12 protein-coding genes and 2 pseudogenes are annotated in these 15,339 nt (G+C 58.3%); 9 read left to right on the forward strand and 5 right to left on the reverse strand.

Annotation, left to right across the window (positions count from 1 at the left end; all coding sequences use genetic code 11):
- Positions 1–124: 124 nt before the first annotated feature.
- Positions 125–1,207 (reverse strand): annotated as a pseudogene (gene glyA / locus CKW40_RS40775) (serine hydroxymethyltransferase); the annotation flags it as partial.
- Positions 1,208–1,348: 141 nt separating this feature from the next.
- Between glyA and CKW40_RS44250 the strand changes: the two are divergent.
- Positions 1,349–1,495: a hypothetical protein gene (locus tag CKW40_RS44250; protein ID WP_179298300.1), complete on the forward strand. Its 147-nt coding sequence runs from the start codon at positions 1,349–1,351 to the stop codon at positions 1,493–1,495.
- Positions 1,496–3,129: 1,634 nt separating this feature from the next.
- Here the strand turns inward: CKW40_RS44250 and CKW40_RS40780 are convergent.
- Complete coding sequence (locus CKW40_RS40780) at positions 3,130–3,339, reverse strand: cold-shock protein (RefSeq protein WP_095205219.1); 210 nt, start codon at positions 3,337–3,339, stop codon at positions 3,130–3,132.
- A gap of 307 nt (positions 3,340–3,646) precedes the next feature.
- Entirely contained in the window at positions 3,647–3,895 is a 249-nt protein-coding gene (locus CKW40_RS40785) for a DUF982 domain-containing protein (protein ID WP_095205212.1), read from the reverse strand.
- 252 nt (positions 3,896–4,147) lie between these two features.
- On the opposite strand from CKW40_RS40785, the gene CKW40_RS43485 reads away from it, so the two are divergent.
- Together CKW40_RS43485 and CKW40_RS40790 are read left to right on the forward strand one after the other, a co-directional pair.
- Positions 4,148–4,351, forward strand: coding sequence for a hypothetical protein (locus CKW40_RS43485; protein WP_143748510.1), 204 nt, complete (start codon positions 4,148–4,150; stop codon positions 4,349–4,351).
- Positions 4,352–5,200: 849 nt separating this feature from the next.
- On the forward strand, positions 5,201–6,154 hold the full coding sequence (locus CKW40_RS40790; RefSeq protein WP_095205213.1) for an omptin family outer membrane protease: 954 nt from the start codon (positions 5,201–5,203) through the stop codon (positions 6,152–6,154).
- A 785-nt stretch (positions 6,155–6,939) separates the two neighbouring features.
- Here CKW40_RS40790 and lpxD read toward each other — a convergent pair.
- A complete protein-coding gene (lpxD, locus tag CKW40_RS40795; protein ID WP_095205214.1) occupies positions 6,940–7,974 on the reverse strand; it encodes a UDP-3-O-(3-hydroxymyristoyl)glucosamine N-acyltransferase in 1,035 nt (344 codons plus the stop codon).
- A 772-nt stretch (positions 7,975–8,746) separates the two neighbouring features.
- Here lpxD and CKW40_RS43490 point away from each other — a divergent pair.
- The 5 genes from CKW40_RS43490 to CKW40_RS40810 all read left to right on the forward strand — a co-directional run bounded on the left by CKW40_RS43490 (position 8,747) and on the right by CKW40_RS40810 (position 13,204).
- On the forward strand, positions 8,747–9,079 hold the full coding sequence (locus CKW40_RS43490; RefSeq protein WP_143748511.1) for a hypothetical protein: 333 nt from the start codon (positions 8,747–8,749) through the stop codon (positions 9,077–9,079).
- A 146-nt stretch (positions 9,080–9,225) separates the two neighbouring features.
- Positions 9,226–9,387, forward strand: a complete 162-nt coding sequence (locus tag CKW40_RS44255) for a hypothetical protein (RefSeq protein ID WP_179298301.1) — start codon at positions 9,226–9,228, stop codon at positions 9,385–9,387.
- A 267-nt stretch (positions 9,388–9,654) separates the two neighbouring features.
- Complete coding sequence (locus CKW40_RS44260) at positions 9,655–9,819, forward strand: hypothetical protein (RefSeq protein WP_179298302.1); 165 nt, start codon at positions 9,655–9,657, stop codon at positions 9,817–9,819.
- Positions 9,820–9,930: 111 nt separating this feature from the next.
- Positions 9,931–11,016: an HlyD family secretion protein gene (locus CKW40_RS40805; RefSeq protein ID WP_095205216.1), complete on the forward strand. Its 1,086-nt coding sequence runs from the start codon at positions 9,931–9,933 to the stop codon at positions 11,014–11,016.
- A gap of 31 nt (positions 11,017–11,047) precedes the next feature.
- Positions 11,048–13,204: a peptidase domain-containing ABC transporter gene (locus tag CKW40_RS40810; RefSeq protein WP_095205217.1), complete on the forward strand. Its 2,157-nt coding sequence runs from the start codon at positions 11,048–11,050 to the stop codon at positions 13,202–13,204.
- 894 nt (positions 13,205–14,098) lie between these two features.
- Here CKW40_RS40810 and CKW40_RS40815 read toward each other — a convergent pair.
- Positions 14,099–14,764 carry a hypothetical protein gene (locus CKW40_RS40815; RefSeq protein ID WP_095205218.1) on the reverse strand — a complete coding sequence of 222 codons (666 nt, stop codon included), beginning with the start codon at positions 14,762–14,764 and terminating at the stop codon, positions 14,099–14,101.
- Positions 14,765–15,093: 329 nt separating this feature from the next.
- Between CKW40_RS40815 and CKW40_RS40820 the strand changes: the two are divergent.
- Positions 15,094–15,339: pseudogene (locus CKW40_RS40820) on the forward strand (glutamine--fructose-6-phosphate transaminase (isomerizing)); the annotation flags it as partial.

Below are 15,339 nucleotides of genomic sequence, written 5' to 3' on the forward strand. Positions count from 1 at the left end.
AGGTGATATGCTCGTCCATGGCCCGTCTCCTATGCATGAGGCTCGGCGCCGGGATATCCAGCGCAACCCTCGATAACCTGCATACTGTGAGACGGGTCGCCCTACCTCAGGCGAACATGTGGTCTAGCCTCTCGGCATAGGACTTGCCTGACAGCGGGCGATCCCGAAGATCAAGTATCAGCATGTGATTGTCAGTCCCGCCGGTGACTAGATCATAGCCTCGCTCCAGAAGGGCCTGGGCAAGAGCCTTGGCATTCTTGACGATCTGCTGACCGTACCTACGAAATGAGGGGTTCGCGGCTTCGTGCAAAGCGACAGCCAGCGCGGCGATGGTGTTCATATGGGGCCCGCCTTGCAGTTGAGGGAAGACGGCGCGATCTATACGTTTGGCGAGATTGTATTTGCTGTTCGGATGATAGAGCGATTGATAGCGATCCTCGTTCCTGGACAAAATGAAACCGCCGCGGGGACCTCGGATCGACTTGTGGGACGTGCTGCTTACGACGTCGCAATAGCCTACGGGATTTGGATGCGCTCCTGAAACAACCAGCCCACTAATGTGCGCGATATCGGCCACGAGATAGGCGTTGGCCTCCAGGGCGATTTCGCCCATTGTGGCGTAGTCAAAGACCCGCGGATAAGCAGTTGCCCCGACCCAAATGAGTTTCGGCCGCTCCCGCTTGGCTGCCTGGCGCAAACGGTCATAGTCGATTTGCTGTGTCTTTTCGTGCAGCCCATAGGGAACGCGTTGATAATCAGTTCCAGAGAAGTTGACAGCCCAACCATGAGTGAGATGGCCACCCTCGGGGAGGGGCAATCCCATGACTCTGTCCCCGGGACTCAAAAGTGCTCGATAGATGGCCTGATTGGCTGGCGAGCCGGAGTAAGGCTGGACGTTTGCGTGCTCACTTCCGAACAGCGCTTTCAAGCGCTCGATGGCGAGCTTCTCCAACTCATCAACAATCGCGTTTCCCGCATAGTAGCGCGCTGCAGGGTATCCCTCGGCGTATTTGTTGGTGAAAATGGAGCCGGTCGCTTCCAGCACCGCCGAGGAGGCAAAGTTCTCCGATGCGATCAGTTTGAGCGTCGTCCTCTCCTGCCGCTCCTGCCTCAGAAGCAGTTCGTGAACGCGGGAATCCACCGCGGCCAAGGCAGACCGTCCATAGGTATTGAGCTGCGCGCTTGCACTGGCGGTGGAATTTTCCATGGCACTTTTTCCAGTCCAATTGAATGGATACATCTCATGGCTACCAGGCGGTCTCCTTCGAGCGCTATCCTGTATTGCTTCGAGGCGTTGTAGGTCTCGTTCATGATCGCCGGCTTGGTGTGGCAGTAGATCGACCAGCAGTTGAACCAGACCGCCGTCTCTGCCTCCCGCTTTGAGATGATGCGACGACCACTGACGCTGTTGGTTGCAGCAAAGAAAGTCAGCCTCAGCGAGCCGCTGGACGTGTCGTCCAACGAGCTTGCGACGCAGCCCCAGAACTTCGGCTAACTCGCTAACCGTTAGGCTTGCATGTGCGCAAAGCCCAAGGATTCGAAGCCGATCAAGATGTGCTGCCGCCCTTAAGCGATTGACGAGTGTCATCATCGGCAATCATAGATCCTTGCAAATAAATCAGCTTGTCCATTGAAGTGCGATTGTTCGTCCGTGAATACTGATGAGAGACGAGATTTTCGGTCAAGAAATTCAACTAACGTGTTTATCTCCCTGAAAAGCTAGGCATGCATCTTTCTCCGTGTTTCCCGTAAAGTGGTCTGCCGCCGTTAGACGGCCGATCCGCCCTATAGCGTTGCCTCGCTGACCGTAGATGTTGCAATAGGTCTAACATTCCCGGACGCTTCGAATTGCGAAGAGTCCATGAATTTCCTTGAAGCGTCTGTTGCGACCGATGCAGCGCCGATCAGGTAGAGAGAGGAGCAAGACAGGGGCCACTTCGGCGACGCTTAGTATGGCGTATAGATGCTCCAGGTCGCATCGATTGCGATCCCGAATGGTCGGCAGGTTTTGACCGGCCGTCAGTTGATCGCGTGCGCGCAGCGCCACTCTCAGGCCGCCCGGATAGCGGCCGGGCCCGAGTACGCAAGACCGCTCGTGCCACAACCGCATGCTGCAGGTCGACGACACAGAAGGGGAGCGAGGGACACTGACGATGGCGGTGAGTCAGCTAAGCGCGGCGCTTGACCCACTGCTCGGGCACTGACGAGAACGAGCGGCAATCTGCGCAGTGGCGTCGCGCTCATTCATTGGTTGCACTTTGATGATGTGCCGAGTTTGCGCCAACAGAAAGGGCACCCCTAGGGCGAGGTGCATGCGGTCGCACGTTGTGCCGTAGGAGCAACACAACAGGACGCCAGACCACTACGGCATCGCCGCCGCTGGTCAGTACTTCGACCTTATAATTTGGCCGCACTCTTTCGCGGCTCGCTTCAAAATGAACCGCAAGCCTGGTGGCAGGCTATGTCCGAACATACGGTCACTTTTGGGCTGCGCGTGTTGGAATTGGTGATTCGATGCCACATTACTGCCGCAATTTAACCGCGCCGTTGCCGTGTTCTCCGAACACATACACGGCGTTGCCTAAGACGGTTCGGTCCGGCACTGGCTCGAAACCCCAAGCCCCCCGCCATCGAGTCTGTGCCGGATCGAACCACCCTGGAAAAGACTCGGGATGCATGCTGACGCAGGTTTTCTTCTGCGCTCGCGCATGCATCCATTCAGTGACGCGCCTTGGGAATCCTACCGGACAGCAATCAACCCGTTCCGCGCATCTCGCGCCGCAGGCGAGGGCGCTTTCATTGGATGCCGGGGATCGGTCTGCTGCATATAGGAGGCATGCAATCCCGGCGCGTGGTACGGTTCTCGACAATTCCTCGCCTAGGAACCGGCGTTTTCTTCTTTGCGCGACGGTATCGGCTCCATCGACCAAGCTCTCGTCAAGATGGTCGCGCATTTCGAATGGACGCAATTCATTGACGGTGACCGTCGGGCCTTTGTAGATTCATGAGTGAGCCTCCTGCAAAATTAAATTGGAACGGAGACCGGGTTCCCGCGAAGGGCGGCAGACAGGCTGCCACCCACGGGTGCGGAGGTCGATTTTGCAAAGCCATCCAGGGCCTTTGAGCAACTTAAATTGCGCGAAGGGCGCCTGCAGACGATTTTCCAGTTCGCTGGTCCTGCTCGATCTCGTAGCTAACCTTTTGACCATCGGCTAGGCTCCTCAGCCCAGCACGTTCAACGGCAGAAATATGAACGAAAACGTCCGGGCCACCGGAGTCGGGTTGGATGAACCCAAAGCCCTTTGTTGAATTAAACCACTTCACCGTACCTGTAGCCACGCGAATATTCCTTTGTTGGCAAGCGGGGGCTCTTACCCCGCGCGGCGGCAATCTAGCGATCGCCCTGAGCAGGTCAATGACGTCTCGCTTTCCCATCGTTTGTACAGCGCCAAAGTTCCTCAGAACAGATCGGTACCTTTACTGACAATTCTGCGGCCAAAGCTGCATTGCCGTACGCCGAAAAGGCCGTGGTGCTCGGCTGCTTTGTCTGGGCCGCCCTGGTTGGCCCAACTCGCCTGCTGGCGTGCGGATCAGCGAAGAATCCGCTGGCGACCTGACTCAACCCTATCCTGCAGCCGAAGCGGCTTTAGTCACCACGCAGTATTTTGGCCTCCAATGCAGCGGCGACAAAGGCTCTCCTGGCGGCGGGCGGCCGAGCCTCGCCGCGAAGAACTTGAAGACATGCGTCCATTGCCAGCTTTCGTTTCTCGGTCTCGTGAGGGAAATTACGAAGCAGCATTTTGGCTGCGTCGTTCACGTCGAAAATGGTGCGCTCACGCTCATGAGGAGAGAGCTGAACCACCACCGGCCTTGCAAAAGAACTTAAATGCAACATCTAAAATCTTCCCGCATAACGAACCGCTTCCCCCAGTAGCACCCGCGCTGGCCGTCCGCCTTGACGCCAAATTGGCCGCCAGTCCCGGGTAGTGTCGATTTGCAACAAGTAAAGTCGGTGACGGCCCCCGAATCAGAAATGCCCCCTCAGCCACGCGCGCCAACTGCGGCTAATAGCATTCGCCAGCGCGAATTGGTTTTGCCCCCGTGCTCGATCGCATCGAAGTGATCGTTGTGCCGACGAGCTGCCATAATGGCCGATGGTCTTGAGGATGCGCCCTTTGTCCGTTCACAGCGGCCCGGTGAAAATATTGAAGATGCGGAGTATTGCGTGGTGCCGACGGAACGGGCGCCGAACGCCGTCGAAGCCGCTTGTGCTGTCGTCGTGGCACCTCCGAAAATCGAGCGGAATAAGAGCACGCCGGACGAGTGCGGGCAAGCGCACGTCAATCGCTGATGCAGACATTCAACGCAACTGCGCCGGGTAGCCCCCTCGAAGAACCAATGGGTTTTAGCCCCAAGGGGCGCGGTAGCAACGCCTAGCACGCAAGCAATCCCTGCATGTGTGTGGGGCCTCAGGCGCGCCACTTCCGAAAGCGCTTAGACTTGGCTGGTGGCATTTCCGACATTTCAGCAGTTGCACGCGTTGTCGGCTTTCTGACAAATCCGACATCAGACACACTGCGCTGTCCCACGATCCCTCTGCTTCCAAGGGTTTTCCGATTTGGCACGGCCATTGCGTTGGACAAGGGCAACGTCCTTCGCGAACGACCAGGGGGTCTGCATGCAGCCGCGCCGAAAAGGCATTAAACACGGAGAGCGACGCCAACTGCGGCCGGTTCGAGTCCGAGTCGGAATGGCATGCCTGTAGCAATGCCTGCCGAATATGCAGACTGATAGAATCTCGGGGCGCGGCCGACGGCTGACGATGAGAAGCCCGGTCGCCGCACGTCCTGAGCGAGCCGCAGCGGTGCCAAGTCGTTGAGCGCCTCGCTGAAGGGACACTTCCTAAGGCCGTTCCCCAAGTTTCCGCGGCGGCTCAGCGGATCGTCAGGCGTATCCACGCCGCGCTCCTGCACAGGCCTGCCAATTCGATCACTCTCCAGCAAAGGACAACAACATGCTCCGAACATACGGGCAGTCGCCGAACGGCCGGACGCGGGCAGCCGCGCGAGAGCAGCGCCAAGCCGGCCCATCAACAGCGGTGGCGCGCGCAGAATGCAAGTCTGAAGCATCACACGGCGTATCTGACGTAAGAAATCTCGGGCCTGACACGGAGGCGCTGGCCGAAACACGCGGCGAGTTGATGAAGCCCGCTGTCATCGGATCCGTAGTCACTTTCTGTTTTCTGATGGCCACCTCGTCATTCGCCGCCGCGGACGACGTTCTGTTTTCCCCCAACGACGGCAATTTCATCGTTTTCGGCGGAATTGGCATCGCCACCATCAAGGCCCAGGAATTTGTCTATGGCGATGGCTGCACCGGCACGGACGAAAAGTGCAGCCAACTGAACTGGCAGAGCAAGGGGGTTACGCTTTTCACCCTCGGGGCCGAGGCGCAGATCGACAATGACTGGAGCTTGAAGGGCAACGTCAGCGTCGGCGCCAGCGGCGGCAATGGTCACATGGTCGACACCGACTGGGACTTCCCCGGCCACGACGACTGGAGCGACCGCTCAATCCATCCCCAGACCGAACTCGATCACTATGTCGCCGGAGCGATCGAACTGGATCGGATCATCTACCGCAATGAGACCGGGAGTTTCGCAGTCGGCGCCGGTTTCCGCTACACCGACGTCCAATGGACGGCCTATGGCGGATTCGGTATCCATTCCGAGGATGGCTTTCGGGATTTACCCGTGACATGGCCAGACTGGGAAAGAGGCATCAGCTACCGACAAAAGATTCCGGTTGGCTTCCTCAGCTTGGGCGGCGAACAGGCGTTCGGCAATCTCACGATCAGCGGCGGCGTTCAGGGTGGCTTGAGCCTCGGCATGAGGGGCATCGACGACCATTGGGGGGATTTCCGGACCTATGACGACATGCATCCGGCGCCGACGATCGGCGCGACGGTTGGCGTCAACTATGCATTGACGCCTAGTGTTTCGCTCTATCTATCCGGTTCATTCGAGCGGGTGTTTCACGCACTCGGCAAAGAGCTGGTAGAGGAGGACGGCAAACGCTCCGCTTGGAAGAAGAATGTGGCAGCGGCAAGCTTCCAGTCAATGTCCGCCTCTTTCGGGCTCAAAGTCTCGTTCTGATGACAAAGGCGTCACGCGAGCCGGTTGGCAAGAAGGAAGCTCGAATCCTGCAGTGCGCTTGTCATCAGCGTCGCAAACGGGATTGCTGAAGCGCAAGACGGGCCGGAGAAATCGTATCGGTGCTGTGCCATCCGCCAAGCACAAAGCCGCGAGGCCGTGCCGCCACCGATTGGACATTCGCAGAACAGCGCTGGCGTTCGCAATCCAGCTGCTTCGGGCCTCAATCAGCCGGCCGGCGATTTCCGATGCTATTGTCAGCTAGCAGCCATCGTCGGGCCGGCTGTCGCAGCGGCACTGGAGGACGGGAGCGGAACTCATCGAGGAATCCACCTCATGAAGCGCCAGAATGCCGGCGGGAGCCAATCGGTGGGCCGGTTTTGATCGGGTTCTGAGCTTTCTACTTCGAAGACTGATGTTCCATCTGTCGGCTCCGCTGTAGCCGATCTCCTTGACAAATGAGACGATAGGACATGGAAGAAAGACTATCATAGCATCCATGCCGGTTTACATATGTATCTGGCACTGCAATTCGCACACCCTGGTCCTGGGTGATCCGGCGAGAAAGATCGGGACAACGATCCGTGCATTGGCAAAGCGTCTCGTGCGAGTGCCAACCGCACACGTAGCGCCGACGGATCGGCCCATGACGCAGTGGCCTGCTGCCGGTTTCGTGGACACCGAGATAAGGTGTTTAACGGAACTGGAGAGTGGGAATGCAAAGACGGAAGTTCAGCCGCAAGTCCACGCTTTAAGTTAATCAGATCGGGAACAAGGCCGCTCTGAGTTCAGCCGCCGCTCCGGTTCGCTAATTTCTTAAGCGTCGTCAGTTCGCGGAACCATTCTCTGAGCGGTCTGGCGGGCATTCCACCCCAGCGTTCGCCTGCCGGCACGTCTCTCATGAACCCCGATCCCGCGGCAAGTTCGGCGCGCTCGCCGATGTTCAGATGGCCTGCGATTGCGCTGTGCCCGCCCACGGCAACATAGTCCTCCAGCACGGTCGAGCCAGCGATCCCGACCTGGGCAGCAATCACGCAATGGCGCCCGATCCGCACGTTATGCGCAACCTGAACGAGATTATCGACCTTCGTCCCGTCGCCAATCACGGTGTCGCCGCCACTGCCGCGATCGACGGTGCTATTGGCTCCAATCTCGACGTCGTTGCCGATTGTGACCCGGCCGAGCTGCGGCACTTTCACATGTCCTAGCTTGCTCATCGCGAACCCGAACCCATCCTGCCCTATACGCGCTCCTGCATAGAGGATCGAGCGATCGCCCAGGCTGCTATGGGCGATGGTGACGTTGGGACCGATGGAGCAGTCGCAACCGATCACCACGTCTGGACCGAGCACCGCATGGGCGCCGATTGTGGTCCCGTCTTCGACCAAAACTCGCTCTCCGATGACGACGCCGGGATCGAGCACGACTCCGGCTCCGATCTGGGCCGATGGATGCACGAAACATCCCTCGGCGACATTGGCATTGCCCAAAAGCGGTGCGGCTCGCAACGCCTCGGGATGTAGCCGGGCAAGCACCTTGGCATAAACCAGGCGGGGATCCGGCACGGTGATGGGAACGGTGCCGGGAGGCACCATATGCGCGAAACGCTCCGTGACAAAACACACGCCAGCTTTCGTGGCACGCAAAGCGTCTGTGTAGCGGGCATGATCAATGTAGGCGATATGACATGACTGTGCCGCCTCAAGGCTCGCTCCGCTCTGCACAAGCATGCCTGGGTCGGCAGACGCGGGCAGCTGCACGCCCGCCTCTTTCGCGAGTTCGGCTAAAACCAATCCGCCGGGTTGAGAGATCGGCGGCACCATCAAGCTAAAATTCATAGCAGCACTGGTCGTTTGGGTTGAATGGTCCGTGTGTTAATCGGTCTGGCGGGGGGCTGGAGAGTGCGGGCCGACTGACTTACCCTGGTCACAGGCAGACTAAGTGCAAGGTTGCCAGCGCAATCATGAAGGTCGTGACCACCGCGCCAATCGCTGCTTCGATCAAATGATCAGCCAAAGTTTGCCGGAAACCGGCAACTTGACCCGACAGTCCGACACCGTGCCGAGGTCGCGTCTTCGGGGCATCTTGCCATGGAAAGTGGCATACTGAGCCTTCTGGACATCAGATCGATCTTCGCGGCAATCGACCGGCTCTATCGCGTGCCGGCTCGTCCATCCAGGACCGCGGCAGTCCAAGCTACGCGTGGCAGCCTGCCGCCGCGGAGACACATCGGCGATGCCGCAGTCGGGATGGGATACCGGGGCGAGGCAGCCGCTCGCCTTCGGCGGCAGTTCCGCTGACAGGAGGATCAACCTACGCATCTCGGACTCCGAATCTCCCCGAGCGTACTCAGCAACACGCCTTGACGAACGCAATGACAACCTCCAGTCGATCGCCACACGCAAGTAGACTATAATCGATTCGTCCTGATGCCAATAGGATTTCATCAATCTGGAACCAGCATTGGCTAGGTTCATGCGGACTTTGATGCTGAATGGATGAGGTGATGGTGCCGTTTTGGCCATCAAGTCTATTTCGACGTTTTGTCAGCTATTTGACAATGTCAGAAATGCAACAATTTGTTGGGGATCTGTCATGTTGTTGCGCGAATATTTTTTTTCTGATGGCCCGGCGCTTGCTTGGCATTACGACCACGCTACGGGGCAGGACGAGGATAAATCCATCGTCAACTCGACGAATGTGAGCGATTCTTCAATTATGTACCCGCCGGCGAGAGTTCGAAATGTTCAGCCACACCAGACGCACGGTGAGCCTTCCATGACGGCTGAGATGAGGCAAATAGAGCAGACATTCAGCTTGCCCCGAACACAAGAGCTCGCGTGTGGTCCGCTGCCTGCGGCCGCCACCGTCAGTGCGCGCGACCGCTCACATTTTGTCCGAATGCCGCCGATTCCGAGCGCCTGTTGAAACCATAGAATACTATGCAGAACGGTATCTCGGAGGACGTCCTGCGCAGTTGGCACGACACTTGATGTCCTGGTTTTATGGCCCGCAGACGCCGACCGGAAACACTGAATCATCCTCTTATTTGATCTCTAGGAAAGGAGACAACGATGAAGGCAGATATGACAGCTTACGGTGTGAGAGAATTGACCCCGCAAGAAGAAACTGCAATTGCGGCTGGGTTGGGCGGTTGGGGCTTAGGGCTGGCGATTTTCGGAATACTTGGTCTGGCAGGGGCGGCACTAGCGGAGTGGCTGATGCACCGTAAATGACTGCCACAACCGGGCGATACTCCCGGCTTCGCGCCGGCTGGCGACTTACCCGGGTCGATCGTTGTCGAGTTTGTCGGCTCCGCGACACTGGACGTTCGGCCGGCGCGCCGCCGCGTCCGTGAAAATTGTTGAATGACATGCAGCGCGGTATCTCTTAAGGCGTCCTGCGCAATTGGCACGTTTCTTGATCTCCCGGTTGTATGCCGGCACACGCCGACCGGAAACACTGAATCGCCCTTTATTTGATTTTTAGAAAAGGAGACAAAAATGAAGGCAGGTTTGGCAGGATATGGTGTAACAGAACTGACCCCTCAAGAGGCAACTGCAATTTCAGGCGGTTGGATTTTTGCTGCAGCTTATGCCATTTTCGCGTTAGCGACTATTGTAGCGATGGGCATACTGGTATCGAAATTACTTCATTCAAAAGGGTAAATGCGCGATTTAGCTGTGCTTCATAATAAACATCGCTCGGCGGTTTCCATTTCTCCGGAAACTGCCGGCTACACCGCAGAGAGCATTGTGTCACGGCCCTCAGGACGGTCTTTGGCCATCTACAGAGTGATTGTGCTTTCTGTGGTTGCGACTTTGGTGTCGCTGCCACTAATCACCGTAACGGTCTCTGCCCAAAGTGCCGGTATCATTCGTCCCATCCTCGAGAAGACGCCAATGATCGCGCCCGTCTCCGGACGCGTCACTCATATTCTTGCCGTTGAGAATGACCCGGTTGCCCAGGGGCAGGAGATCCTCGCGCTCAATGATGAGTTGATCGAGGAAAAGCTCAGGGCGGTTAGAGGCAATATTCGCGCCAAAAGTGACCTTGCCCGAGACCTCAAAACCCTGATCTCCTCGGGCACGGAGGCCAAGGATCCGGTCCGCCTCCTGACCGAGTCCGCCACGGCCGAGCGGGCGCATTTTCTGAACCTGCTGCGCGAAAACCAATATGCCCGCAGTAATGCGGCAGCGGAACTCGACCGCGCCGAGCGACTGGTCTCAACCGCTGCAGTGGCCGCAAAGGTCGCTGACGAGAAGGCTTTCGCCCTCAAGACAATTGAGGTCCAGGGCGAGACCCTCGCTCGGGGCAAGTCCGCAGAATGGAACCAGCGGCTCTCCGACGCTAACCTACGCCTCCAGGAACTCACGGCCACCTTGCATCAGCTCGAGAACGAACGGGAGCTGACCCACATTCGAGCTCCCGTATCAGGAGCCATCGAGCAATTCTCCGGCCTCACCCCCGGCAGCTACGTCCAGGCCGGGCAAACGGTAGCTTGGGTCTCGCCGGACGGCGATCTGGTGGCAGAAATCTATGTCTCCCCCAATGACATCGGCTTCGTGCGAACGGGCCAGTCGGTGCGGCTCCAAGTAGATGCGTTCAACTACAATCAATGGGGTGTCATTGAGGCGACCGTGCTCAATGTGGCGCAGGACTTCACCCTCCACGACAGTGACCCGGTTTTCAAGGTGCGCTGTGTGCTTTCTCACACTCACCTGACACTCAAAAACGGCGTGCTCGGTCAACTGAAGAAAGGCATGACCGTGCGGGCCCGCTTCCTCTTGGCCGACCGTACACTTCTGCAACTCCTCTACGACGAGGCTGACGATTGGCTCAATCCGCTCCTGGCGGGCGCTTAATCAACTTTCTCCAAACAGCCAGTGAGCCGCCATGTCGAGCAAAGCCATGAAGTTCAAGCAGAGTGACGTCACCGATTGCGGCGCCGCCAGCCTTGCCTCCGTGGCAGCCTTTTATGGTCACAGGCTGCCGTTGTCGCGCATCCGCCAGTACGCCTCGACCGACCGTTCCGGCACCACCGTGAAGGGCCTCACGGAAGCAGCGCGGAAGCTGGGCTTTATTGCCAAAGGGGTAAAGGGTGGCTTCGAAAGCCTCTACAAGATCCCAAAGCCTGCTATCGCGCACATGGCCGTCAAGGAAGTCCTGCACCACTTCGTTGTAGTCCAATCAATTGACGCTAGGTGGGTCACCGTCATGGACCCAGCCTATGGTGACATGCGCAAGTTGTCGCACGCGGAGTTCAAGGAGCAATGGACTGGCGTCCTGGTGCTCCTGGTTCCTGCAGACACCTTCAAGCGTCGCGATGAGACCACCTCACCCATAACCCGCTTCGCACGCCTGCTTGCGCCACACAGGGCGGTGATGGTTCAGGCTCTCGTCGGGGCGCTGGTGACGACGATCCTCGGTCTCTCGACGGCCATTTACGTTCAGAAGATCGTCGATCACGTGATCGTGGCGGGCAACGGTAACCTGCTCAACCTGATGAGCGTCGCCATGCTGCTGATCCTGGTTGTACAGGTCCTGATCAATCTGCTCAGAAATCGGCTCGTCCTGCAAACGGGGCAGAAGATCGATGTATACTTGATCCTGGGTTACTACAATCACATCCTAAGCCTGCCTCAGAAGTTCTTCGACAGCATGCGTATAGGCGAAGTCGTTTCCCGCATGAATGACGCCGTTAAGATCAGGAGTTTCCTGAACGACATTTCGATCAACATTTTCGTCGACGTGCTAACGATACTGTTTTCATTTGGGCTAATGTGCGTCTACTCGTGGAAGATCGCTTTGGCCATGGCGGTGTCAATCCCGTTGTACCTCGTCGTCTATTGGATCATCAACCGGCTGAATAGGAAGCACCAGCGCGCCATCATGGAGCACGCCGCCGATCTGGAGGCGCAACTGGTGGAATCACTGGGAGCTGTCTCCACGATCAAGACCTCCGGCATGGAGAGCTTCGACAACTTCAAGGTGGAGACCCGCTTCGTCAAGATGCTGCACTCCGTCTACAGCTCTGGCCTAATCTCGATCTTCGGAGACAATGCCTCGACTTTCCTCTCGACCCTGTTCACCATCGTGCTGATGTGGTTCGGAACCAGGCTTGCTCTCGATCGGACAATCACTCCCGGCGAATTACTGTCGTGCTACACGTTGCTCGGTTATGTCACCCGGCCGATTGCCAGCCTGATCCAAACCAATCGGATGGTTCAGGATGCTTTTGTCGCGGCGGATCGCCTGTTCGAGATCTTGGACCTGGAGCCAGCAAGCGGCGGCGGCATCCATACCACCAAGTCCGAACTCGGGGATGTCCGCCTGGAGAACGTCACTTTCCGCCATGGCGCGCAGCAGGAGCTTTTCCAGGATCTCAGCGTCACATTCCGCCGGGGCGAGATGATGGCCGTGGTGGGGGAAAGCGGCTCTGGCAAGAGCACCATTGCGGCGCTGCTGCAGAATGTCTACCCGCTTGAGAGTGGACGCATCCGGATCGGCCCCTATGCCCTCCAGGATCTCTCCACCGAATACCTGCGCAAGGTTGTCGCCGCGGTGCCGCAATTGATCGACGTGTTCTCGGGCTCGGTGGTCGAGAACATCGCTCTTGGTGAGTTCGAGCCGGACGTGGACAAGGTCCTGCAGATCTGCGACCAAATAGGGCTCCGGGAGTTAATCGAGCGATGGCCGGGTGGCTTCCAAGCGTACCTGGGCCAGAATGGCGTCCGCCTCTCTGGTGGCGAGAAGCAACTCCTTGCGTTGGCCCGGGCTCTTTACCGGGATCCGGAGATTCTCATCCTCGACGAGGCGACCTCCTCTCTCGACTCGGTAGCCGAGGCGTTTGTACTTCAAGTGGTTGAGGATTTGCGTCGGGCCGGCAAGACCATCATCATTATCGCTCATCGGCTGAGCACCATTTGTGGGGCCGACAAGATCGTGGTCTTGGATAAGGGGAGGATTGTTGAGGAGGGAAGGCACGCCGATCTGCTGACAACAGATGGCGCTTACGCTCGGTTGTGGCGGGCGCAAACCGGATCCAGCTAACAGGTTCAGGTGGACCGTCAGCGCAGAAAGTCCTCCCGGACACGTGACCTGTCACTGAGTATCCCTCCACCTGGAATTAGAGTCGGCCCCCGATGGAAGGACGGACAGATGAAGCGGGGAGCGGTTTACGGAAGAGATGCGGTATTCGGTTCAGCACGCTGAACGCTTTGCACTTTCTGGACCTGGCGTGATGCTCTGAGCTGACTTGGCAGAAGGAGATCGGGAATTGCCGTTTATGCCGGACTAGTTTTTTTCGCGAGCGGTGGCGGTTTGTGTCGTCGGCGAGACCGGCGAGATGTTGAAGTTTCCGGATCCGCTCGGCGTCTGGTTGGTTTAGCGCGATTGCGGCATGCCTATATGGCGTAAGCTTTACCACCGTCGGTCTATATAGTCGGGGATAGCGAGCCCAAACTGCTGGTACTCGTCAAGGATCGCATTGAGCGCTGAAGAACAGGAAGCCTCCACAGTTCCTGCCCGTGCAGAGCGGCCCGCCGAAAGCCTTCTAGCTATTCAACCGTGAACTGGCTGATGAAGGTCGCGCGCGAATTTATGGCCAGTGGCATCGATACCTGGTGGGCGGAATGGGAGACCTGCTCAGGCGAGAGTCATCGCCGGCAGACGAAGGTCTTCGAATTGCACTCACATCGTTGTGCGGCTCACACCCGGCCGCGATGCACAAGCAGTGGGTGTAGCAGGAAATGAATGCCGGACTCGTCGAGCGCATTTCCAGGTACGCCCCTTCTTCATCGCCCCTCGCCATGACCCCGCGGCGCGTGAGCTGCCACCCCTCTTGTCGAATATCCTCCGATAGGAAGTAATTCAAAATATATAGCGACAGGGCCGCTCCGGGGCGTCAGTCAGTGCCAGGTCGAGAGCGCAAAAATTCGCGACCTTTCAGCGGCGGCCGAAAGCCAGGACTTCGGCAGTGTAGGTCTCCACCACCAAGCTGAAGGGCTGGTTCGCCCCGCTATAGAGCATGGCACGGTGCCGCAGCACCTCGTGGGGAATGACCAGCGCCCCCTTTCCCGCAGCCGGCAGCGGCGCGTCCATCTCCCACCCCTTGGGCAGCGGCGACCATAGCAGCTCGGCGCTGATGGTCTGGCGGCGGAAGTGCAGCGGCTGGACCACCTTCCCGAACGGCTGGTCGGTGGTGTCGAGCACCTGGTTCATCTGGGGGGTGAGGCGCGACGGGACGTACCAGTTGTCAGCCTCGGAGAGTACGAGCTCGCCACAGGCAAGCTGCACGCGGCGATAGCGCACAGGCTCGTCAGCGCTGATGCCCAACGCCTGGCGAGCACTATCCGGCAACAGCTTGTCGTCACCCTTCACGCGATGGGCGACAATCTTGGCCTCCGGCGCCAGCCCGTGGTCACCACACCACCGTTCCAGCGTGAGCGTGGCGCTGGGGTGGCTGAGCAGGTCGGCGTTGAGCGTTTCCAACAGGGCCAGGGCCTGGGTGCGGGAGGCAGTGTCGTTGGTGAAGGGGGTGCGAGCCTTGGAGGGCGACGAGACGGTCACCATCAGGGCGAGGGAGACTGCGATGAATTTTGGTGTACCCATACCACGAAACCCTTTGCGGTGCGATGCGAAGCGGCGTTTGCAAGAACGCAGCCTGTGCGTGAATTGAAAAACATGGCGGCGCGGATATGCAACCACAAAAATGCACAACCAAAGGCTTTTTGAAAGGAAAGGGGTGCCCCTTGCATATTCCGGGCAGATGAGGCCGTCGGCAGCCGCACACTCCAGGACGAATCTCTGGTAGAAGAAATCAAGCTGCGACCTTCTTGCGGCTCTGCTTCGCTGGCGCCGCGCCGGGATTTCGGGTTCTTTCGGTTTGCGGCCGAGGCCATATCGTCTTGGCCAATGCCGAGCGGGTAGCGGCGTTACCCCGTCCGCGCCAGACCTCCATGGCGGCGGCCTATCTGGTCAACAAGGGCAACCATCGCCATTTCATGGAGAAGGAGATCTACGAGCAGCCCGAGGTCACCGCCCATGCGCTTGCTCATTGTATAGACTTCACACAGAATCGCGTCGAGACGGTTTCCGGTATCGATTTCGCCAGCATTCCAAGCCTGGCTATCTCTGCCTGCGGTACGGCCTATCTCGCCGGATTGATCGGAAAATACTGGTTCGAG

The sequence above is a fragment of the Mesorhizobium carmichaelinearum genome (assembly GCF_900199455.1).
In the GTDB taxonomy this organism is placed as follows: domain Bacteria; phylum Pseudomonadota; class Alphaproteobacteria; order Rhizobiales; family Rhizobiaceae; genus Mesorhizobium; species Mesorhizobium carmichaelinearum.